Origin of the sequence: Pedobacter sp. ok626, assembly GCF_900100435.1 — a bacterium.
Lineage (GTDB): Bacteria > Bacteroidota > Bacteroidia > Sphingobacteriales > Sphingobacteriaceae > Pedobacter.
The window spans coordinates 1-23,058 of the sequence record NZ_FNEX01000031.1 but is presented as its reverse complement, the minus strand read 5'-3'; the positions used below and the strand labels follow the sequence as shown (position 1 = coordinate 23,058).

Genomic DNA, 23,058 nt, shown 5'->3' with positions numbered 1-23,058 from the left:
TTTTTGTTTATAACGATTTATTTAAGATATTTACCAGGCAAATTAGCCTTGTTTTTCAGTTGATTAGGAAGCTAAAAGGGTGTAAACAACATTAAAAAGATTATAGTTAGCATGGAAGTCTCATTAAGTAATAAGCCTAACTATTTTATCGAAAAAGTCTGGAATATGCTGGGGAGAAATGGAACTGAAGAAATCAAATGGGGTATTATAGGTTGCGGTGACGTTACTGAAGTCAAAAGCGGTCCTGCATTTAATAAAGTCTTAAATTCATCATTGGTTGCTGTCATGCGCCGTGATGGTGCAAAAGCGAAAGATTATGCCATACGCCATAACGTTCCTAAATGGTATGACGATGCTGATCAGTTGATTGATGATCCCGAAATAAATGCCATTTATATCGCAACTCCGCCATTACAACATGAAGAATACGCGATGCGCGCCATGGCTGCAGGAAAACCAGTATATGTTGAAAAACCTATGACCCTTAATGCGGCCTCTGCAATTAGGATGAAAGCTGCTTCCGAAAAATACGATGTTAAACTTACAGTAGCGCACTACCGGAGGGCCCAACCTATGTTTTTAAAAGTTAAGTCTCTTTTAGAAGAAAAAGCAATAGGAGCGGTTAAACTGGTTCAATTACAAATGTTACAGCCACAAAATTCAGATCTGATTGCGGGCTCAGAAACGAACTGGAGGTTGAATCCAGCTATATCGGGCGGTGGCTTATTTCACGATCTTGCACCTCATCAGTTGGATTTAATGATCTATTTTTTTGGAGAGGTGAATAGATCTATGGGAATCTCTTTAAATCAAGGGAGTCCATATGAGGTAGACGACCTAGTTACCGGACATATTTTGTTCCATAATGGCGTCGTATTTAATGGTTCCTGGTGCTTTTCCGCTGATGAAAAAACAGATATTTGCGAAATCATTGGTACAGAAGGAAAAATCAGCTTCCCAATGTTTGGTCATAAATTAACTTTAAGTAAGGGGAATGACGAGCAAGAGTTTATATTTGACCCACTGCAACACGTACAACAACCCATGATAGAGGAAGTCGTTAAATACTTTTTGGGTAAAACCAATAATCCTTGTTCTGCCGAACAGGCAATCATGTCGATGCAGGTGATGGATAGTTTCACAAAGTAGAAAATTTAGCAGGTACAGATATATAAATATGAGAAAAGCGACTAACGGGCCAAAAGGACCTGGTATTTTCCACTTGCTTAAACCTTATAAAGGTTTGATCACTTTACTGCTTCTTTTTGCATTGATTAGTAATGGCGTGAACCTGGTCTTGCCAAAATTAGTAGCCAACGGAATAGATGCCTATACTAATGGCACTTTCGATGTAAATGCCATTCTTATTAAATTCTCCGCTGCTATTTTGTTGGTTTTTCTTTTTACCTTTTTGCAAAGCATCATACAAACGTATGCTTCTGAAAAGGTAGCCAAAGATCTAAGAACACAGCTTGCTGACCAGATTTCGAGGCAAAGCAATGCCTACATTGAACAAGCCAATCCTTCTAAATTATTAACTAATCTAACGGCCGATGTTGATTCTATAAAGCTATTTATTGCACAGGCCATCGTTTCCATTACTTCATCTATATTCATTATAATTGGCGCTAGTATTTTATTATTGAGTATCAATTGGAAGCTAGCACTAACCATTATTGCTATTATTCCCATTATCGGGGTTACTTTTTTCCTGGTAATTAAGAAAGTGAGTGTGCTTTTCAAACAAAGCAGAGAAGTTATAGACTGGTTGAACAAAGTAATTAATGAAAGTATACTTGGCGCTGCATTAATACGTGTGATCAACTCACAGCAGCTGGAATATGTTAAATTCCTATCTGCAAACACTAAAGCAAAAGATCTGGGCCTGTCTATTCTAAATTTATTTGCAGGTTTAATACCCGTTATCATATTTGTTGCTAATCTTGCAGCACTGACGATTTTGCTGCTTGGAGGCCATTATGTGATCAATGATAGCATGACCCTCGGTGATTTTGCTGCGTTTAACAGTTACCTTGCTTTACTGATTTTTCCAATTATAGTGATAGGATTTATGAGTAATGTAATTGCTCAGGCTACAGCATCTTATGGGCGTATAGCTCATGTGTTGAATCAGGCAAATGAAGCGACTGCCGGGAATATTACCAATCCTTTAAAAGGGCAGGTGGAGATGAAAAAAATCAATGTGCTTTATGGGCAAAAGCCGGTTTTAAAGGATATCTCTTTCCAGCTTCAACCAGGCTCAAAAACGGCTATTATCGGTCCAACTGCCGCAGGAAAGACTCAATTGTTATATTTACTTACTGGACTTATTAAACCAGACAGTGGTGATATCTTATTCGATGGAAATCCTGTAGAAAGTTATGTGCAGGAATCTTTTCATAACCAAATTGGTTTTGTATTCCAGGACAGTATTATATTTAACATGAGTATTCGAGAGAATATCGCCTTTAATGATCAGGTTACTGATCGATCGCTTGAAAAGGCAATTGAAACTGCGGAACTAAGAGATTTTATTGATTCTCTTCCTGAGCAGTTAAATACGATTGTATCAGAAAGAGGCGCTAACCTTTCGGGGGGACAAAAACAGAGGATTATGCTGGCCAGAGCATTGGCACTTAACCCTAAGGTGCTGCTATTAGACGATTTTACGGCACGTGTGGATAACAATACTGAACAACGCATTCTAGCAAATGTGCAACGTAATTATCCGGGTTTAACTTTACTCTCTGTTACTCAGAAAATTGCGGCCGTTCAAAATTACGACAACGTAATACTCATTATGCAGGGCGAAATTATTGCCCAGGGCAGCCACAAAGATCTCATGAAAAGCAGTCCAGAATACGTTCAAATTTACAACTCACAACAAAGCACCAGCAATTATGAACTACAATCTTAACCAGATTAACGGTAAGGAAGAAAAGAAATCTACATTTGCTGTCCTTAAAAAGCTATTAAAACTGATTTCACATGAACGAAAAAACCTTTTGCTCGCTTTTATAGCTATAGTAATCAATTCTACTTTACTGTTGCTGTCTCCATTAATTATAGGACACACCATAGATAATTATGTAAGCACCAAACAATTTAACGGAGTTTTATTGTACTCAGGAATACTTTTCGCCATGTATTTGGTTACCTTAGTGACTGGCTACCTGCAAACAAAATTAATGGGTGGAGTAGGACAAAGAACGTTGTATACGCTCCGGAATGCCATATTTAGCAAATTACAAGAGCTGCCAGTATCCTTCTTTAGTCAAAACAAAGCTGGCGATCTTATCTCCAGAGTCAATAATGATACAGATAAGCTGAACCAGTTTTTTTCTCAATCCTTAATGCAATTCTTAAGCAGCATTTTCACAATGCTTGGAGCAGGGATTTTTTTATTGGTTATTAATTTTAAACTCGGTGCAGCAACATTAACACCAGCCTTATTTATATTGGTATTTACAGGTCTTGTATCTGCATGGGTAAAAAAGAAGAATGCAATCAACCTAAAAAGTGTAGGTAACCTAAGTGCGGGAATACAGGAAAGCTTGAATAATTTTAAAGTTATCATCGCGTTCAATCGCAGAGATTATTTCAGAAAGCGCTTTGATGAAACCAACCAACAAAACTATAAGACCGCTATAGGTGCAGGTATTGCCAATACCATTTTTATCCCTGTATTTGGATTCTTTTCAAGTGCTGCACAATTGGTTGTATTGGTGTATGGCATACACCTAATCTCAATTGGGGAGTTTACAATAGGCTTACTGATCAGTTATCTTTCTTATGCCGTAAACTTTTACAATCCACTACGTCAGCTCGCTGCTTTATGGAGTAGTTTTCAAGTAGCCATGGCCGGTTGGGACAGAATATCTCAAATCTTATCGCTGGAGAGCAACCTACAGGTTATAGATGATATTCCACAGGAAGGTACTGCTAACTCATTGCTAACTTTTAAAAACGTCCATTTTTCTTACGCTGGTGGAGAGGAAATACTACACAACATTAGTTTTGATCTCCAAAAAGGTAAAACTTATGCTTTAATAGGCCCAACTGGGGGAGGTAAAACTACGACAGCCTCATTAATGGCACGTTTATACGATACGACCAAAGGTACTGTGTTGTTAAATGGGAAAGATATCAGGTCCTATACAGCTGAGGAACGTAGTAAAAAAATAGGATTCATTTTACAGGAACCTTTTCTATTTACAGGGACCGTGAAAGATAATATCCTGTATAGTAATATTGCTTATAAGGATTATACAAATGAGCAATTAGAAGAGGTCATTAAAGCTGCGCATTTGGAAGGCCTACTTGCCTTGTTTGATAAGGGATTAGAAACTGAAGTGGCATCCAACTCAGACAATATTAGTCTGGGTCAAAAGCAATTGATTGCTTTTATGAGAGCAGTTTTGCGTAATCCTGAATTGCTAATTCTGGACGAGGCTACAGCAAACATTGACACCATAACCGAGAAGCTGCTTAGCGACATACTAAAAAAGCTACCTAAAGAGACTACACTGGTTATTATTGCGCACCGCTTAAATACAATAGAAAATGCGGATGAAATATATTTCGTAAATTCTGGCGAAGTAATTAAAGCGGGTACGCTAGATCATGCAATGAATATGCTACTCAAAGGAAAAAGAAGCAGCTAACAGCGGATATTAATGTCCGCTGGTGTTGGTGTCTTCTTGTTTCTTTCTAAATGTTAAGTAAAATGCGGTAACCATGATGATTACACAAAGACTTACTAAGCTGATTAAGGTTGCCATAAGATTAATATTAAAGATAATTTACGTTACAAATATAACTTTACAATTCGATAATTAATACAATACTGCATCATGTATCGTAAAATGTTGATTTGTTAATAAAATCTTTATAAATCCAAGCACGATTTTTGCTAAATTGTTATCAGTAATAATTGATATTATATTTAGACAAAAAAGTCCTGTGAGCGGGTGATCCGCGTAGGGCAGGCACACCATAAAAGGATAGGCACGCAGGAGGCCGTTCATGCTTTTGTTAATGAACAGCCTCCTTTGTCCCTTCAATCAAACAATCTATAAAACAACTGTTTTATTTTCATTTAAACTGCCTTTGCCAGCTGAATAAAATGCTTATCTTCATGTTATGATCAAGTCATTAAAACGCTGTTTTTCGCTACTCTTTTTTATAACCACAGTAACTTCAGTAGTTGCGCAGGTTAATTCCACAGCAGCCGAACTGGAAATGCAGGGTATCATGAAGAAATTTGATGCTATTGGAGTTTCGGTTGCCGTTGTAAAAAAAGGAGCGGTCATTTACACACACTCGTTCGGTTTAAAAAATGTAGAAAGTAATACCCCACTTATAGATAATGACATCTTTAGAATAGCGTCAATTTCTAAATCCTTTTCCGCTACGGCGATCATGCAACTTGTTGAAGCAGGAAAACTATCCTTAGATGATGACTTTAGTAGCCTGATAGGTTTTAAAATCAGAAATCCTAAATATCCAGAAACCATCATTACCTTAAAAATGGTGATGTCGCATACTTCCAGTATTAACGATAGTCAAGGGTATTTCAACTTTGATGCCATTAATCCTGATAAAAATCCCAATTGGGCCAAATGTTACAATGCCTATGAACCTGGAAAAGGTTACCAATATTGCAATCTCAATTACAACATGGTCGGTGCTGTTATTGAAAAACGCTCCGGAGAGCGCTTTGATAATTACGTCAAACAGCATATCTTGAAGCCTTTAGATTTATATGGTGGTTACTGTTTGGATTCCCTGGATAGGAGTCGATTTGTAACGCTTTATGAATATGATACAGCAGCCAAGGTTTTTAATCCACAACCATCGGCTTATGTTTCGCGGGCTGATGGGCTAAAAAATTATGTAGCTGGTTACAGTACGCCAATGTTCTCGCCAACCGGGGGGATGAAAATATCTGCCACCGATCTGGCAAAATATATGACGATGCACATGAATCTGGGTAAATATAATGGAGGCAGAATCATATCTAAAAAGAGTGCTAAAATAATGCAGACAAAAGTCTCTGACGATGAAAATTATGGCCTCGCTATCTTAACCACTACTGACCTCATTCCAGGAGTTACCCTAAAGGGGCATACTGGCTCTGCCTATGGTCTTTATAGCGCTATGTTTTTTCAACCTGAACAAAAATTTGGAATTGTAGTAATCACAAATGGATGTACACCTAAATACACAAAAGGCTATAATGATTTCATTAGAGCAGCTGTCAATAGTGTATATAATAATTTCATAAAATAGTATAAAATTCCCTCTGGACTGAACAAAAACATGTTCCTCCTGTTGTTATATCATATCAACAGGAATAAAATATGACAGAGAGACACACCTACCAAACTGGAATTATTGGAAATTGCGCTTACCTTGCCCATGTAAATAAAAACACAAATATAGATTGGTTGTGCTGGCCAAGATTTGACAGTAGCTTTGTATTTGGCGGTCTATTGGATAAAGACAAAGGCGGTGAATTTTCAATTCTTCCGCATGGCGAATATACCTCAAGGCAATATTACCTTGAAAACACGAATGTGATTTGTACTGAAATCAGTAATCCGGAAGGTAAATATAGAATTACTGACTTTGCACCGCGTTTTTATCAATTCGAAAGATACTATAAGCCATTAATGCTGATCCGTAAAATAGAAGCTTTGGATGGTAATCCGAGGGTGAGGGTAACTTGTAAACCTGTATACGAATATGGGGCTAAAAAGCAGAGGGGAAGCAGAGGTAGTAACCACATTGAATTTACTGGCGCTGATGAGGATATGCAATTGAGCACCAATATATCTTTAAGCTATATTGAGGATGGAAAATACTTTGCCCTAAATGAGCCGAAATACATTATTCTTACTTATGGGCAAGAACTGGATGCGCCAATCATTAGTACAGCCGAGCGATTTTTAAGAGAAACTATAAAATACTGGCGCACATGGATCAAACACTCTACTATAGCCGGTTTTTACCAGTCTTATGTTATTAGATCAGCCCTCACCCTAAAGATACATCAATACGAGGATACAGGTGCAATCATCGCTGCTAGCACGACCAGTTTACCTGAATCGCAGGGGAGTGGCAGAAATTGGGATTATCGGTATTGCTGGATGAGGGATACGTATTACGTAATTACGTCATTAAACCATATAGGCCATTTCGAAGAAATGGAAAGGTATTTTAACTATATCACAGATATATCTTTTAGGGATGATGAGCGCTATCAACCTCTGTTTGGTATTGCCGGAGAAAAGGTGCTCACAGAACGTAAACTCAGGAATTTAAAAGGTTATTTGGGCAACAAGCCAGTCAGAGTAGGAAATCAGGCCTATGAACATATTCAGAATGATATTTATGGCCAGGTTTTAGTTTCTATGCTGCCCTTGTATACAGATCGCCGTTTTATCTATTCGGAAAGAAAGGATTCTGAAAAATGGTTGGATTACCTCTTAAAAAAGATAGAGCGCACCATCGATGAAAAGGACGCGGGTATATGGGAATTTCGAAGTATAGCCAATACCCATTGTTATACCAATCTTTTCCAATGGGCAGGTGCTAATGCTGCTTTAAAAATGGCTAAAACAGTAGGTAATAAGGCGCTCGAAGATCGAGCACAAATACTTATCGATAAAGCCGCCAAACATATTGAGGATTGCTATGATCCTGTACGTAAAGTATATAATCATGCTGTAGGTAGTACCAATTTGGATGCCAGTACATTGCAATTAATTTTAATGAACTACCTCGATCCGGAATCCCAAAGAGCTAAAGATCATTTGATCGCTCTGGAGACTGAGCTGAAGACTGAAAATGGATTATTTTACAGGTATCTGCACAAAGACGATTTTGGCAAACCAAAGACTACATTTCTAATTTGTGCTTTTTGGTATGTCGAGGCCTTGGCCTGCGTCGGGCGCTTGCAGGACGCCATAAGAGAATTTGAATCTATCATCAAATACGCAAACCATATGCTACTCTTCAGCGAAGATGTTGATGAAGTTGATGGCAGTCAGTGGGGCAATTTCCCTCAGGCTTATAGCCATGTTGGTTTGATGAATGCAGCACACCGGATTGCCATAAAATTAGACAGGCCGGTGTTCCTGTAAACATTGCAAGGGAAAGTTATTTAGCTTGAATCAATTCTTTCAATAACGCTCTTACTTCATAAAAATCTTTAAGGTAATATCGGGCAGCAGAAATATTGCTGCCCACTTTTAGGGAGTAGGCTTCGGGCGATAAGGCCTTAAAAATGTCCTCATCAGTATGATCGTCGCCTACGGCAAGGATAAAATCCGGATCATTACCGTATAGCCAGTTTTGGGCAGCTTTGCCTTTATTCACTTCAATGTTTTTAAACTCAATTACTTTATTTCCTGGCATCATTTGTAAACCCTTATCTGTAATTAGCATTCTGAGATGATTAAGAATTTCATTTGCCCTCAATTCACCAAGTCCTTTTTCTACCTTGCGGTAATGCCATACTAAAGAATAACTCTTCTCTTCTACAAAAGAACCAGGTGTGCGGTCGGTATAAGTATCTAGTACCATTTTTACTTCCTGTTTCCATTTGTCAGTAAGCAGGGGTAAAGGCTTCCATTCTGTATCTTTGTGTTTTTGCCAGGCTCCATGCTCCGCAATCATATCAAGATCCAAATGTCCAAACCATTCTTCCAAAGTATGATATCTCCTGCCACTGATCAGAATAACCCGATTTGCTGGATCAAGTGTCAATTGTTTTAAGATAGAATACAGTTCTTCGTCAGGAGAAGCTTTATCAATATCACCGTTAAAACCAACCAGTGTACCATCATAATCCAGGAAAATATATCGGTCTTTTGCTTTAGCATAATCAGCGGCTATTTGGGCTCGTACAGGCGCAACAGCATATTTGGTATGTAAGGATTCTTGCATCATCTTTACTTCTTTCAGTTTGTCTATAAAATTTTTGACCCATAAATGTATGTCGAATTTAGCGACAATAGCTCGCATGCTTTTCATGCGGGTATGCTGCTCTTCCGTCGACATATTAAGTGCTTGTACAATCGCTTCCATGATGTCGCCAATATTGTTGGGATTCACGATTAGTGCATCATTTAGCTCCTTAGAAGCTCCAGCCATTTCACTCAATATCAATACTCCATCCTCCTGAACCCGGGAAGCCACATATTCCTTGCTCACCAGATTCATTCCATCACGCATAGGAGTAACCAGACAGATGTCTGCTGAACTGTATATAGCGGAAAGAAATTCTATAGAGAATGACCTGTAGAAATAATGCACGGGAACCCAGTTGATGGTTCTAAAATGTGCATTTATGTTGCCCACAAGCTGATCAATCTGATCTTTTAGCTCTTTATATTTTGGAACTGTATCTCTCGAAGGAACAACAATCATATAAAGGGCCAGCTTGCCAATATACTCAGGATGTAATTGTAATAAAAGCTCAAAAGCCTGTAAACGCTGTAATATCCCTTTGCTATAATCCAGCCTATCTATAGATAGTATTGTCTTAATGTACTTTAAACTAGCCTTAATAGAGGTAGTGAATTTAGCTACTTTTTCATGCTTTGTGAGCATTTCAAATTTCTCCGAATCGATTCCCATAGGGAACGCTTCAACAACAACCTGTCTGTCATTGTATAACAATACATTTTCGGAAAGATTACTTGATGAAAGCCTTGATGCTGCACTTAAAAAATGTCTGGCATCATCGAAAGTATGAAAGCCCAATAAATCTGCTCCCAGCATCCCTACAATCAATTCTTCCCGCCAAGGAATAAGTCTGAAAATTTCGAATGAAGGAAAAGGAATATGCTGAAAGAATCCTATCGTAACCTCCGATAATTCTGAGCGGATTAAGCCAGGTAACAAAAGCAATTGATAATCGTGTATCCAAATGGTATCTCCAGCTGATAAGTTTGCTACAACCGTTGCTTTAAACTTCTCGTTTACGATTTTATAAAAATCCCAATAAATCTGGTCAAAATTTGCATAGGTAACCAGATAATGAAATACTGGCCATAACACCTCGTTTGAAAAACCCTCATAATATAAGCTGATTTCTTCATTGGTTAAAAAGACCGGAATTAGGTTCAGTTCCGCAAGTTTTTGCCGAACTTCATCCTGCCGCTCTTCTGGTATTTCCATTCCAGGCCAACCAATCCAAATGTTATTTCCTTTTTTGTACACCGAGCCTAAGCCTGTCGCAAGACCGCCTTCGCTCGGACTTAATTTGTATTCCCCGTTTTCTTCTGTAAGCTTAACTGGTAACCGATTCGAGATGATGATTGTTTTATTGTTTACTGTCATTGTTATTAAAACAACCGAAAAAGCCTCATTTTGTTTGATTTTAGAGGAATTTTAAGGTAAAACGCTGATCCAATTTGCTTTGTGACCTTAGCTTCTAGCTTAGCAGATTCATAAAAAAATAATACCTTGCACCAAAAATAATAGAACCTACGTTATGTAGGTACAAGCATTCTATTCCTATATGATTAAAAATTTAAAACTGCCCTTATTTATTGTCGCAATCTTTGTCAGCTCCTGTTCTTCTGTGTATATGCCCAATGTCCCAAATACCCCAATGCTTAGTCAGAAGGGTGAATTTAGTGGGGGTGTGCACATTTCCCCAAAATTTAATACCAGTATCAACGGTGCCTATGCAGTTTCAGATCATATCGGCGTACTCTTTAGTGGGTCTTATATCGACAAGGAAAGGGAGAGTAAGGACTACAAACAAAAATTAGTTGAAATTGGTGGTGGTTGGTTTGATACTTTTGGCCCTGATAACAACAGAATTATTGAGATATATGCCGGAGTTGGAGCCGGCAGCACCAATCGTGTATTTAGAGAATTTGACGACAATGACAACTTGATAAAATCAGATTTGGAGGAGATTACTTATAATAAAACCTTTTTGCAAGTTAACTACAGCTCTAAAAAGAAAAACAACTTTCGTCTTTTTGGTAAGAATTACCCACTTAATTATGGAACGGCTTTGCGGATCAGTAACGTAGAGATGAAGACTTTTATGCGTAATTCTATAGGTCAGGTTAGGGAAGGAAATGTCTTTCTAGAGCCCATTTTCTTTACCAGAATGCGTTTAAGCGAGGCTGTACAATTACAATACACTACAAGTGGGACTTTTGGTTTGAACAGCAGAAAGTTTATGAATGCCGGGAATTCGATATTTACAGTTGGAGTAGTAGTTAATCTAGGTGGGAAAAAGGTTGAAGAGTCAAAATAAGCCCTTCTCTTCAAGAGCTGCATTATTCGCTGAAGAAGCGAAAAACGCTATGCTCTTTCTGAGAAGGCATATTTTGTTTTAAGCATGAAGCTGGTTATTTCCAAAGCATGATGCAAAGTGTAACTATGCTATAAGAGCGTAGTTACTTTTATATTTTGTAATAAAGGTCTATTCTTCACATCTTTCTTATTGGCTTTGAATAATATAAAGACATCGTGAAAATTACCATCGTTAACTGATGTTAAAGGGATATTGGCATTCGAGCTTAGGCTTGTTTTACCAAGTAATTGTCCGTCTTTTTTGTCCAATCTGATTTCGATACCATAATCGACGTTACCACCCATATCTTTTGTGCTTAGGGCGAAAGCTGCAATATCAGTTAGGTCAATTCTCTTCAATCTAATCCAGCCTTCATTCTGAGGAAATATCAATTCTTCTACACCAGATAAGTCTTTACGTCCAAATTGGGAAAGATCTTTTAAATCTTTTGCTTCAATCACATTGCTACTTAGATTAACAACCTTTGTTGTACTCAAAGATTTTAGTCCGGCAGCGCCCATGTCTGTATAACTGGCTTTTAAAGCAAAAATAGGTTTGTTGGCATTTACAGTCGCGGGTGGCGTAATTTTTCCCTCCATAGGTAGCGAAGGGGTATTGTTGGCTTTTGCAGCGAGTGACATGATCCACTCTGCAATTTGTGTTACTTCAGCCTCCTTCATTGTAGGGTGTGCTGGCATCGGAATTTCACCCCATACACCGCTACTTCCTTTGATAATTTTACTTGCGAGGTAAGTGGTCGCCTTGTTATTTTTTTGGTATTTGTTTGATACTTTAATAAAGGATGGGCCAATTGAAACCTCATTTACTTTATGACAGGTACTACAATCAGATTTAAGCATTAATGATTTGCCAACAAGTGTTTGTGCTGCCTGTTGGTGACCGAGCTGTGCACCAGCAAGGTCAAGGCCCTCAGTATAGGTATTAGAGATGTATACTCTGCTTTTATTCACAGTTGCACCTTTGTCAGAAACAAGTACCTTATAACTAATTGGTTTAGAAGGAAAATAAAAGCTTTTGTTACCCAAAAGATTTATTTCAACATTGGGATGCTCATTACCAGCAAAAACGGCGATTGTATTACTGGTAGATGATGCACCTGTTTTATCTATAACTTTCACGCTAATAGGATATTCACCGACTTTAGTAAATATATGGGTTAATGTAGGTTCAGTAGTTGATTTTTTAATTCCCTTTCCTAGATTCCAGATGTAAGTTAAAGCATTTCCATCAGGATCTTTTACATCAACAGTAGCAATAAGTTTATAAGGCAATAAACCGCTGACCTTTTTAATCTCCATGTTTTTAATCTGTGGAGGTCTGTTACCCTTAAGGTAATCGATCCTCACAATTCCAGCATCTGGATTTTTAGTAAACCAGCCTTTGCCATACTCCAGGATATATAACTTTCCATCAGGACCTAATTCCATATCAATTGGTGCAGCCAGTTTTACATCACTCATAAAAGGCTCCATACTTAGGTAGTTTCCATCAGGAGACATACTCACTGCTTTTACCCATCCTCTAACCCATTCATAGATCAGCAATTTGCCATTATAGTAAGCAGGATAGGGGTTTGCGCCAGGTTTGGTATGGTATACTGGACCGGCCATTGCGGTACGACCACCAGAACCAACTTGGGGAAATTCTTTTGATTCACCATAAGGATACCAAATGTATGCTGGTTGGGCTGGCGGAAGTTGGCTTAAACCGGTATTGTTTGGTGAATTGTTGATTGGTGCTGAAGGATTGAATGGCTCAGCACTTTTACCATTGGTATAATCATAGGCCCTATATGGATAGTTGTTGGCTATAAATAGCGGCCAGCCAAAAAAGCCAGCTTTACGCGCTTGATTGATTTCGTCGTAACCTCGGGGACCTCTCTGCTCATTGTCGCCAGAAGCATCCGGTCCAACCTCGCCCCAGTATAAGAAGCCTGTTTGCTGATCTACCGATATGCGATAAGGGTTTCTATTACCCATTACATAGATCTCTGGCTTACTTTTGGGATCGTCTTTTGGGAATAAATTACCATCAGGAATACTATAAGTGCCATCATCTTTTAATTTTATTCTCAATATCTTACCTCTTAAATCATTCGTATTTCCTGCCGATCTTCTTGCATCATATTGATGAAGCCCAGGACGGTTATCTAAAGGTGCATAGCCCTTGTTTACAAATTCTTGTTTGGGAACATCAAAGGGAGTAGAGTTATCTCCTGTGGATACATAAAGCAAACCATCAGGCCCAAAGGCTATTGATCCTCCAGTATGGCAACAGATTTCCCTCTGAGAATAAAACTCCAGAATTACCTTTTCAGAAGAAGGGTTGATTTTATCATTGAGTAATTTAAAGCGTGACAACCTGTTTACCGAAGTTTTTATAGGACTATAAAAAGCGTATATATATTGGTTTGCCGCAAAGTTTGGATCAACAGCAATACCTAACAACCCCTCTTCAGCATTTACATTTGGTGTATTTGATTTAAAGTAAACATCTAGCTTGAGTGCTTCTTTTAATGTTTTGGATTGATTTTTATAAATCTTAATCTCGCCTCTACGCTGCGCAACCAATATATCAAGATTTGGCAGGATAGCCATTTCAGTTGGCTCAGTAAACTGGCCATGTAATAGATTAACCTTTACAAACCTGCTCTGATCAGGTGTATCGATCGCCAATTTTTCAACTTTGTTAATGCTTGGTACAAGGTGGTTCTGCTTGTCTTTTTCTGAAGTACTGCTTAGTCCTAATAGGTACAATAAAGCGGTAATACCCGAAAGGCTTACTGTAAAAAGTGTTCTCATTTAATAATTCGTTCGTGTGGTTTATACACTAAAGGTATTATTAAATAGTTAAAGATCAAGGTCAAAATAAGCCATTCTCTTTAAGAGCTGCATTACTTCGCTGAAGGAGCGAAGAACGCTAGGCTCTTTCTGAGAAGGCATATTTTGTTTTAAGCATGATGCAGATTATTTCATTGGTTTAGGATCTGAGTTAGACTAAACCAATAGGGCTTTCAATCTGCGGGGTTTTATCTTTAAGGCTGAGCCCTTTTTTAGGAAGTTTGTATAACCTTTATGTAGCTTTATTGCCTTTATAGCTTCATAGCCGGCATTTGTACTTCTAATTTTATTGAGGAGAAAAGTATCGTCTTTAAGTAGGTCGCTTTCTTTTAGAAAACCGCTATTTAGAAATCCACGTATAATTGATGCTAATTCCTGATTGGCATATACATACAGTGGTAAATTGAACAGATCATCATTCAATCGCTTAAAAGTATCATTAATCCAATCTGCCTGAACTTCATCAGTAACTACAATTTGTACATCTTGTAGTTTAATATGCTGTAAAAACTGTCTTGCACTATACCTTGTAATCAGACCACCATGCAAAGCATCGCGTAAGGTATAATCCAATCGATCTGCACAAAGGTGGGGCAGAGGCTGTTCAAGAATAGAAAAAGCACCGTTCAAGATCTGATCAATATGATAACCGTATTTCAATAAAATGCCTGGTATTTCTGAATTTAATAATACTTCAGCATAAATTTGTTCATGATAATTTTCCTCTCCATTTTCAAATACATAGTCGCCAACATGAGAAAATGCCGTATGTGAAACATCATGTAGTAAGCCTGCAATCTGTTCCAGTTCAGAACCGCCAAGCATTTTAATCAACAACATTACACCAATCGAATGCTCTAAACGTGAGTGACTCAAATCTGGATTTACTAAAAAGACAGCCCCACTTTGATGCACGCCACCAAGGCGTTTTAAGGTTTCCGTATTTAGCAAATCACCAAATATGGCTGGTAATTCCACATTTCCGTAAAGGACGTCGTTCAATTGTATCATATTATAAGACTTAAAATCTGTGTTTTCCTGTTGTAAATTGGCACTACAATATTACTAATATTTTTAGTTTTATCGAAAACATTAATGCAATTATTTTTAGTAGATGTCTATTGTTATTTAATTCCCATTCATTCCTCAAGTTTGGAAGAGCTTGGCATATTTTGTACCTTCAACGAAACTTAATTCATCATGAAACTAAAATCATTATTACTTACGATTACAACAGTGTTAACCATCCAGTCTGCGATTGCACAAACTGCTACACCAGCTGCAGCTACGCCTGCACCAGCCACTGAGGTATTAGCCGCAGCTGTTAAAAAAGCAGCAAAAGAAAAGAAACAAGTACTTGCCATTTTCCATGCCTCGTGGTGCGGTTGGTGCCATAAAATGATAGCAAGTCTAAATGATCCTGCTATTAAACCTTATTTCGATAAAAACTATGTGATCGCGGATTTTGTAGTTAAAGAATCAAAGGGAAAAGAGAACCTTGAAAACCCAGGTGGTTCGGATCTACTAGCTAAATATTACAATGCGGATCAAGGCTTACCAACCTGGTTGCTTTTTGATGCAAAGCAAAATCTTGTTGCTGATTCTCAAATCAGACCGGAGGGAGCCCCGTTTTCTACAAAGGGTGAAAATGTTGGCTGTCCTGCAAAACCTGAAGAAGTTCAACACTTTATCAAAGCTTTAAAGAAGACGTCTAAACTTGATGAAAAACAACTTTCAGAAATCGCTGCGGTTTTCAGCAAGAACGAAATCAAAAGGTAGTGCACTGCGCCAAATAAAATAACCTCGGAAACAGGAAATTAAACTCCTTGCTTTCCATAAAATTTGCCTTCTCAGAAAGAGCCTCAGCGTTATTCGCTTTTTCAGCGAATTAACCGAGCTTGCGAGCTCAACGAAACCATTAAAAATGGTGGATTCTATGAGTTAATGCAGCTCTTGAAGAGAATGGCTAATTTTAATTGTTACTTTTGTTGCAATGCAACATCCTTCCACTTCTATATACTCCTTACAATTTGGCCTTGTTTGTTTAAGTTCCTTTCTCTTCTCCGCGAGTTTTAACATGCTAATTCCCGAACTGCCAGCCTATTTAACAGCTATGGGCGGCGCGGAATACAAGGGGTTAATTATTGCCCTTTTTACATTAACAGCTGGCATATCCAGACCATTTAGTGGAAAATTAACAGACACTATTGGCAGAATACCAGTGATGGCTGTTGGCTCATTGGTATGTTTTGTCTGCGGTTTTCTTTATCCAATGCTGACTACAATTGCCGGCTTCTTGCTCCTAAGATTAATTCACGGGTTTTCTACAGGATTTAAACCAACTGCAACTGCGGCTTATGTTGCTGATTTAGTTCCTCCCGGAAAATGGGGCGAAGCTATGGGGATTCATGGTATTTGTTTTAGTACCGGATTAGCGATTGGCCCTGCAATAGGTAGCACCATTACGGATCATTATAGCATTAATATACTTTTCTATTGCTCTTCCTTATTCGCTTTATTGTCTATTGTTATTTTGGCTAATATGAAAGAAACCCTACCGGGAAAGGAAAGGTTTAAGATGAAACATCTAAAAATCGACAAAAAAGACATTATTGAATGGAGAGTAATCCCTGCCGTGGTCATTATTTTTATGAGTTACATCAGCTATGGAGCCATTTTAACGGTCATATCAGATTGGAGTGCACATCTTGGTACAAGCAATAAGGGGCTGTTCTTTATGGTTTTTACGCTGACCTCATTGCTTATCCGTTTCGTTGCAGGTAAGGCATCTGATAACTACGGCAGAACACATATCTTAAAGATATCACTCGCACTTTTGGCAGCTTCACTATTGTGGATTGCTTTGTCAACTTCCTCATTCAGTTTAATGTTGGCCTCAGCATTATATGGCATAGCCACAGGAATGTTATCGCCAACTGTTTCTGCATGGACTGCGGATTTGAGTAATCCAACCCAAAGAGGGAAAGCTATGGCGACCATGTATATTGCGTTAGAAGCTGGAATAGGCTTTGGTGCATTACTTGCGGGCTGGTTGTTTATTGATGACTTACGCATGATCCCCGTAACCTTTTACTGGTGTACCGGAATTACATTACTTGCACTTATTTACCTTCAGTTTATATACAAGCCAAAAACAGATGTACTTAACAGCTAAAAAGGAAGTTAGTGTAAATTATACAATATTATTTATTAACATTTTTCATGTGAAAAAAGCGCCTTCATTGTGCATTAAGCTAGTATTTTCATACTCTTGGTTTAAATCCGTGACAAAATCATTATTTCAAAAATCTTTTGGAATTGGATGATTTTATTACATTTATTTAATAAACCAAACACACTGTATGAAATTAAATTATTTAAAGTTCGGAACAACTGCATTCTTGTGGCTGTTTGGAACAACATTGGTCTTGGCTCAACAACTGACTGACCAATCGAGCATTGCGCTCAATGATCTCTCCTCATTTAAAGAACCAGGTAAGAGCTGGTCGCTAGCAAATGACGTTACCGCCAGCCTAAAAAACGATAACGAATTAACAACTGTAAAAGGCGAAGGAGTTCTCGTAAACTTCCCTGGTAAGAAGAACCAGGGTGCAGATTTGTTTACCAAAGCTTTACATGGTAATATGATTCTCGAACTGGATTATATGATGGCCAAAGGCGCAAATTCGGGCATCTATCTACAAGGAAATTATGAAATTCAGCTTTTGGATTCATGGGGCAATACGAAGCCACTTTCATCAGATAATGGTGGAATTTATGAGCGTTGGGATGAATCAAAAGCAGAGGGCCAAAAAGGTTATAATGGTTATGCACCACGTCAGAATGCAAGTAAAGCACCAGGTTTATGGCAACATTTAAAAATAGCATTTCAAGCGCCTCAATTTGATGCTGCTGGAAATAAGATCTCCAATGCAAGGATGCTTACTGTAGAATTGAATGGTGTGCTTATTCACGACAACGTGGAACTATTGGGACCAACAAGAGGCGGTAGTTCTAAAGAAACCGCAATGGGGCCTTTACGTTTGCAGGGAGACCATGGTGCGGTAGCATTCAAGAATATTAAAATATCAAAGCTACCTGCCGATCAGCTCAATGGCGGTCAGAAGGGTAAGGATAGTGCTGATCCAATCTATATCGATGCAACAACCAATACCATGATTCGCAGCTTTGTAGATTTTGCGCCTAATCAACGCTCAGTACATGCTATTTCTGTAGGCAGTCCAAAACAAGTGCATTATAGCTATGATTTGGATAATGGCTTATTGCTACTTGCCTGGCATGGAGAATTTGTTGATGCTACACCAATGTGGCATGATAGGGGTAATGGAACCTCTAAAGCACGTGGTGCAGTAACCAGGTTCACAAACAAATTGACTCCCGCTGTGGCACAATTAAGCAATCCACAATCTGCATGGCCAGTTGATAGCACTGGAACCGGTTTCCGCACAAAAGGCTATGTAATGGATAATGAAGAAAGACCAGAGTTTAAATACAACATTTATGGTGCTCAGGTTACAGATGCAATTAAAGTATTAGATAGTGGAAAAGGATTAAGCAGAACGCTTAGCATAGATAAGCCGGTATCAGGTTTATATGTGTTACTGGCAAACGCAAGCGCTATAGATGAATTGGTTCAGGGATTTTATTTAATTGATGGAAAAGCTTTTTACCTGGAACTTGAAGAGACGGCAAATAAACCAATAATCAGGAATGTTGACGGCAAAAAAGAGATGATCATTTTGCTAGGCAATAAGTTAAAATATTCTATTTCATTCTAATCCGACCCACACCAAATATGAAACGTACTTTTAAAATGCTGGCAATGCTGGCTTTGAGCTTTAGTTTTTCGACTGTATGGGCTCAGGAAACGCCTAAAGAAGAAGATTTTTTTAAGATAATGAAGGTTAGGATACCAGAAGGCCCCATACTAGAAGTAGGCGGACTGGTTACTTTACCGAATGGAGACCTAGGCATATCAACCCGTCGCGGTGATGTTTATGTTGTAGAAAATCCAACCAGCAATAGACCTTATTTTCGCAAGTTTGCTACCGGTTTGCACGAAATATTGGGCATAGCCTATAAAGACGGAGCTTTTTATGTAGCCCAAAGAGGCGAACTGACTAAGCTTATCGACAGAAACATGGATGGCAAGGCCGATGTTTATGAAACCATTTATGCATGGCCATTAAGTGGACATTATCACGAATACAGTTTTGGTCCTAAAATAGCAACAGACGGCTCTTTTTTTGTTACAGCCAATGTCGCCTTCGGTAACCAGGAATGGTGGCGTGCGGAAAGTCGTGTCCCTATGCGTGGCTGGACAATGAATATCACAGAAGATGGTAAAATGAAACCTTGGGCAGCAGGAATGAGATCGCCCGCAGGATTAAATGTAATAGATGGTCAGTTGTACTATACAGAAAATCAGGGTGACTGGGTTGGTTCTGGTGGGGTATGGAAAGTAAATCAAGGCGATTTTATGGGACATCCTGCAAGTTTAACCTGGACAAAAAGAACCGATTCGCCTGTTAAACTAAGTTCTGAGCTTTTTTACTCCAAAATGGATGAAAGAAGGATAAAAGATAGCAATGGAAATTACATCAAACCAGAAAACAGAGTAAACGAGAACTTTAAAACCTTGTTCGATATGAAAAAGGAATTCCCGGAACTCCGTATGCCAGCTGTATGGTTGCCTTATGGTATTTTAGGCGTATCTACGTCAGAACCTGTAAAGATCCCTCAAGGTACTTTCGGTCCATTTGAAGGACAGCTTTTAGTTGGCGACCAGGGAATGAGCATCATTTCGAGGGTGTTTATGGAAAAGGTGAATGGCGAGGAGCAGGGTGCTGCGTTCTTGTTCAGAAGCGGCTTCCGTTCTGGTGTTTTGAGAATGGCCTGGGGGCAGGATGGTTCCCTGTTTGTTGGTGAAACTAACCGTGGATGGGGTTCTGCAGGTGATGCAAATGAAGGACTTGAACGCTTGGTTTACAACAATAAATTGCCTTTTGAAATGAAAGCCGTACGGGCCATGCCTGATGGTTTTGAGATTGAATTTACAAGTCCCGTAGATTTAAAATCAGCTCAGGATATCGCTTCGTATAATGTAGAAAGCTTTATTTACAAATATCAGCCAGTATATGGTTCACCGCCGGTAAACACTGAATCTTTAAGAATAAAAGGTGTTAAAGTGTCGGCTGACGGTTTAAAAGCCAGAATTGTAGTCGACAACTTACGTCAGTATTATATCCATACTATAAAAGTTAATGGGATTCGCGAAAAACAGAACTTCTACTCAATTGTGCATCCGGTGGCTTATTATACTTTAAATAATATCCCGACAGGAGAGAAGCTGGCTGCAAATGAGTTGAGTACCAGAAATTCGGCAAATGATCCCGTGGCAAATGTTACACCGGCAGCAGCTAAGAAAATAGGGACCTCGGTTAAGGAAAAAGTTGTTCCAGTAAAAAAATTGGCTGAAACAAAAGCATCTGCTAAAGCACCAACATACGCGGAAGTAAAGGGCTTATTGGCGAATAATACTTGCCTGGCTTGCCATAACCCAACTAAGAAACAGATTGGTCCGGCATTTATAGATATAGCTAAACGTAAATATTCAGATGAGAAAATCTTGCAGCTGATCCACAATCCTAAACCAGAAAACTGGCCGGGCTATGCAACAGAAATGCCGCCAATGCCACAAGTTTCTAAGGCAGATGGGCTAAAGATTGCTGCATACATCAACTCATTGAGATAAGGATGATAAGTCGGTTTGGCATATTTATTTACATTAGTAACCTTATACAACCAATATAAAAAAACATGAATACACTCCACAAGTATGATTACATCATATTCTTAGTTTACTTTTTAATCGTATCCAGCTATGGTTTTTGGATCTATTATAAAAAGAAAACAGCTACGGCAGATTCAAAAGATTATTTTCTTGCCGAAGGTTCACTAACCTGGTGGGCAATTGGAGCCTCTCTCATCGCATCAAATATCTCCGCAGAGCAGATGATTGGTATGAGTGGTTCTGGATTTAAATTGGGCTTAGCCATATCCGCTTATGAATGGATGGCCGCAGCAACATTAATCATTGTAGCTGTGTTCTTTATGCCTGTTTATTTAAAGAACAAGATCTTTACAATGCCTCAGTTTTTAAGTCAACGCTACAATGAAAAGGTGGCTATGATTATGGCTGTATTCTGGTTGATGCTGTATATTGTTGTTAACCTCATGTCGATCTTATACCTGGGTGCATTGGCTATCAGTGGTATCTCCGGACTCAATATTGTTGGTTGTATTATCGGCTTAGCAGTATTTGCTATTTTGATCACGCTGGGAGGCATGAAGGTAATTGGGTATACTGATGTTATACAAGTATTCTTCTTGGTATTAGGGGGGCTTGTAGCTACTTATATTGCCTTAAACCTAATCTCTAATAATGGAGGCATTATCAAAGGGTTCTCTATCCTAACAGACGGGGCATCTGAACATTTCCATCTAATTTTTAAGAAGGACGATCCCAACTACATGGATCTACCTGGTTTAAGTGTACTAATCGGTGGTATGTGGATTGCAAACTTAAGCTATTGGGGCTGTAACCAGTACATTACGCAAAGAGCATTAGGTGCATCCTTACCAGTGGCCAGAGCAGGTCTATTGTTTGCTGCATTCTTAAAAATGTTAATGCCGGTTATCGTGGTTATTCCAGGTATCGCAGTTTATTATATCATTAAAGAGAAAATACCGGGCATCAGTGCTGATAACCTGCTTACTTCATCTGGCGTTCAGGATCCAAACAAAGCTTATCCAGCTTTACTAGGATTGTTGCCAGTTGGTTTAAAAGGGCTTTCTTTTGCTGCTTTGACTGCAGCTATTGTTGCCTCGCTTGCAGGTAAAGCCAACAGTATTGCAACCATCTTTACTTTAGATATTTATAAAAAAGCATTCAATAAGGACGCTGGAGAAGGCACTTTAGTAAACGTAGGAAAGATTACCGTTGTAGTTGCTATGTTAATGGCAGTTGGGCTTTCGTTAGTTGTTGGTAATGCTTTAATGGGCGAAGGTAAACAAGGCTTTCAGTACATTCAGGAATATACAGGTTTCGTATCTCCGGGTATTTTCGCCATGTTTATTTTAGGTTTCTTCTGGAAAAAGACCACTTCAAATGCGGCGCTTTTTGCTACAGTAGGAGGGTTTATCGTTTCTGTGATTCTTAAGTTCCTTCCAGGAATGATCGATTTATCCGCACTTTATAACTATGGATGGGCAGTAGCAAACTCCGCTGGTGTGTTCGAAATCCCTTTTATGGATAGAATGCTGATTGTTTTTGCGATCTGTGTGATTGGTATGTATTTTATCAGTATCTACGACGGTAAGAAAGGTATTGTGGCTAAAGGATTAGAAATAGATGCTAAAATGTTTAAAGTATCTACTTCATTTGCAATAGGTGCATTGATCATCTTCGCGATGCTTGTAGCACTTTATACTGCATTCTGGTAGCAGATCATAAAGCATAAAAAAGGAAGCTGTCTCAAAAGTGAGGCAGCTTCTTTTTTTTGATGTGAAATTTTTGTAATTTAAAGTCATGTCAGGAAAAGTAGTTTTTAAGCCCTATGATCCGGATCAGGCGACATTTTTACCTTATAGCCTGGAAGAGTTAGTGCCTTTAGGCCATCCGGTTCGGATCGTTAAACAGGTTGTCGATCAGGTAGATGTTAAACCGATCAACCGTAAATATAAAGGAGGCGGAGCCTCCAGCTTCCATCCCCGTTTGATGTTGAAACTGTTGGTCTATGGTTACCTGAGTAATACGTATTCCTCCCGTAAGCTGGAAGAGCAGGCTCA

Annotated in this window: 15 protein-coding genes; 12 read left to right on the top strand and 3 right to left on the bottom strand. The window is 38.7% G+C overall.

What is annotated here, in order from left to right:
• Positions 1-111: 111 nt before the first annotated feature.
• From BLS35_RS27330 to BLS35_RS27310, 5 genes are all read left to right on the top strand, one after another.
• A complete protein-coding gene (locus BLS35_RS27330; RefSeq protein ID WP_090787897.1) occupies positions 112-1,149 on the top strand; it encodes a Gfo/Idh/MocA family protein in 1,038 nt (345 codons plus the stop codon).
• A 28-nt stretch (positions 1,150-1,177) separates the two neighbouring features.
• Positions 1,178-2,917, top strand: a complete 1,740-nt coding sequence (locus BLS35_RS27325; protein ID WP_090787894.1) for an ABC transporter ATP-binding protein — start codon at positions 1,178-1,180, stop codon at positions 2,915-2,917.
• Positions 2,901-4,664: an ABC transporter ATP-binding protein gene (locus BLS35_RS27320; RefSeq protein WP_090787891.1), complete on the top strand. Its 1,764-nt coding sequence runs from the start codon at positions 2,901-2,903 to the stop codon at positions 4,662-4,664. Before BLS35_RS27325 ends, BLS35_RS27320 begins: the two co-directional genes overlap by 17 nt.
• 478 nt (positions 4,665-5,142) lie before the next feature.
• Complete coding sequence (locus tag BLS35_RS27315) at positions 5,143-6,291, top strand: serine hydrolase domain-containing protein (RefSeq protein ID WP_090787888.1); 1,149 nt, start codon at positions 5,143-5,145, stop codon at positions 6,289-6,291.
• 71 nt (positions 6,292-6,362) lie between these two features.
• Positions 6,363-8,147 carry a glycoside hydrolase family 15 protein gene (locus BLS35_RS27310; RefSeq protein ID WP_090787885.1) on the top strand — a complete coding sequence of 595 codons (1,785 nt, stop codon included), beginning with the start codon at positions 6,363-6,365 and terminating at the stop codon, positions 8,145-8,147.
• Between the two features lie 16 nt (positions 8,148-8,163).
• On the opposite strand, the gene BLS35_RS27305 is transcribed toward BLS35_RS27310, so the two are convergent.
• Complete coding sequence (locus BLS35_RS27305; protein ID WP_090787883.1) at positions 8,164-10,350, bottom strand: bifunctional alpha,alpha-trehalose-phosphate synthase (UDP-forming)/trehalose-phosphatase; 2,187 nt, start codon at positions 10,348-10,350, stop codon at positions 8,164-8,166.
• A 181-nt stretch (positions 10,351-10,531) separates the two neighbouring features.
• Between BLS35_RS27305 and BLS35_RS27300 the strand changes: the two genes are divergently transcribed.
• A complete protein-coding gene (locus BLS35_RS27300) occupies positions 10,532-11,287 on the top strand; it encodes a hypothetical protein (protein ID WP_090787880.1) in 756 nt (251 codons plus the stop codon).
• A 128-nt stretch (positions 11,288-11,415) separates the two neighbouring features.
• Here BLS35_RS27300 and BLS35_RS27295 read toward each other — a convergent pair whose 3' ends face one another.
• Together BLS35_RS27295 and BLS35_RS27290 are read right to left on the bottom strand one after the other, a co-directional pair.
• Positions 11,416-14,148, bottom strand: coding sequence for a PQQ-dependent sugar dehydrogenase (locus BLS35_RS27295; RefSeq protein WP_090787877.1), 2,733 nt, complete (start codon positions 14,146-14,148; stop codon positions 11,416-11,418).
• Positions 14,149-14,343: 195 nt separating this feature from the next.
• Positions 14,344-15,198, bottom strand: coding sequence for an HD domain-containing protein (locus tag BLS35_RS27290; protein WP_090787874.1), 855 nt, complete (start codon positions 15,196-15,198; stop codon positions 14,344-14,346).
• A gap of 189 nt (positions 15,199-15,387) precedes the next feature.
• On the opposite strand from BLS35_RS27290, the gene BLS35_RS27285 reads away from it, so the two are divergent.
• The 6 genes from BLS35_RS27285 to BLS35_RS27260 all read left to right on the top strand — a co-directional run.
• Entirely contained in the window at positions 15,388-15,966 is a 579-nt protein-coding gene (locus BLS35_RS27285; RefSeq protein ID WP_090787871.1) for a thioredoxin family protein, read from the top strand.
• Positions 15,967-16,180: 214 nt separating this feature from the next.
• Positions 16,181-17,362: an MFS transporter gene (locus tag BLS35_RS27280; RefSeq protein ID WP_090787868.1), complete on the top strand. Its 1,182-nt coding sequence runs from the start codon at positions 16,181-16,183 to the stop codon at positions 17,360-17,362.
• A gap of 187 nt (positions 17,363-17,549) precedes the next feature.
• Positions 17,550-18,986, top strand: coding sequence for a 3-keto-disaccharide hydrolase (locus BLS35_RS27275; RefSeq protein WP_090787865.1), 1,437 nt, complete (start codon positions 17,550-17,552; stop codon positions 18,984-18,986).
• Positions 18,987-19,003: 17 nt separating this feature from the next.
• On the top strand, positions 19,004-20,962 hold the full coding sequence (locus BLS35_RS27270; protein ID WP_090787861.1) for a c-type cytochrome: 1,959 nt from the start codon (positions 19,004-19,006) through the stop codon (positions 20,960-20,962).
• A 65-nt stretch (positions 20,963-21,027) separates the two neighbouring features.
• Positions 21,028-22,713 carry a sodium/sugar symporter gene (locus BLS35_RS27265; protein ID WP_090787858.1) on the top strand — a complete coding sequence of 562 codons (1,686 nt, stop codon included), beginning with the start codon at positions 21,028-21,030 and terminating at the stop codon, positions 22,711-22,713.
• 85 nt (positions 22,714-22,798) lie between these two features.
• The coding region (locus tag BLS35_RS27260) for a transposase (protein ID WP_175459643.1) at positions 22,799-23,058 on the top strand (260 nt) is incomplete at its 3' end.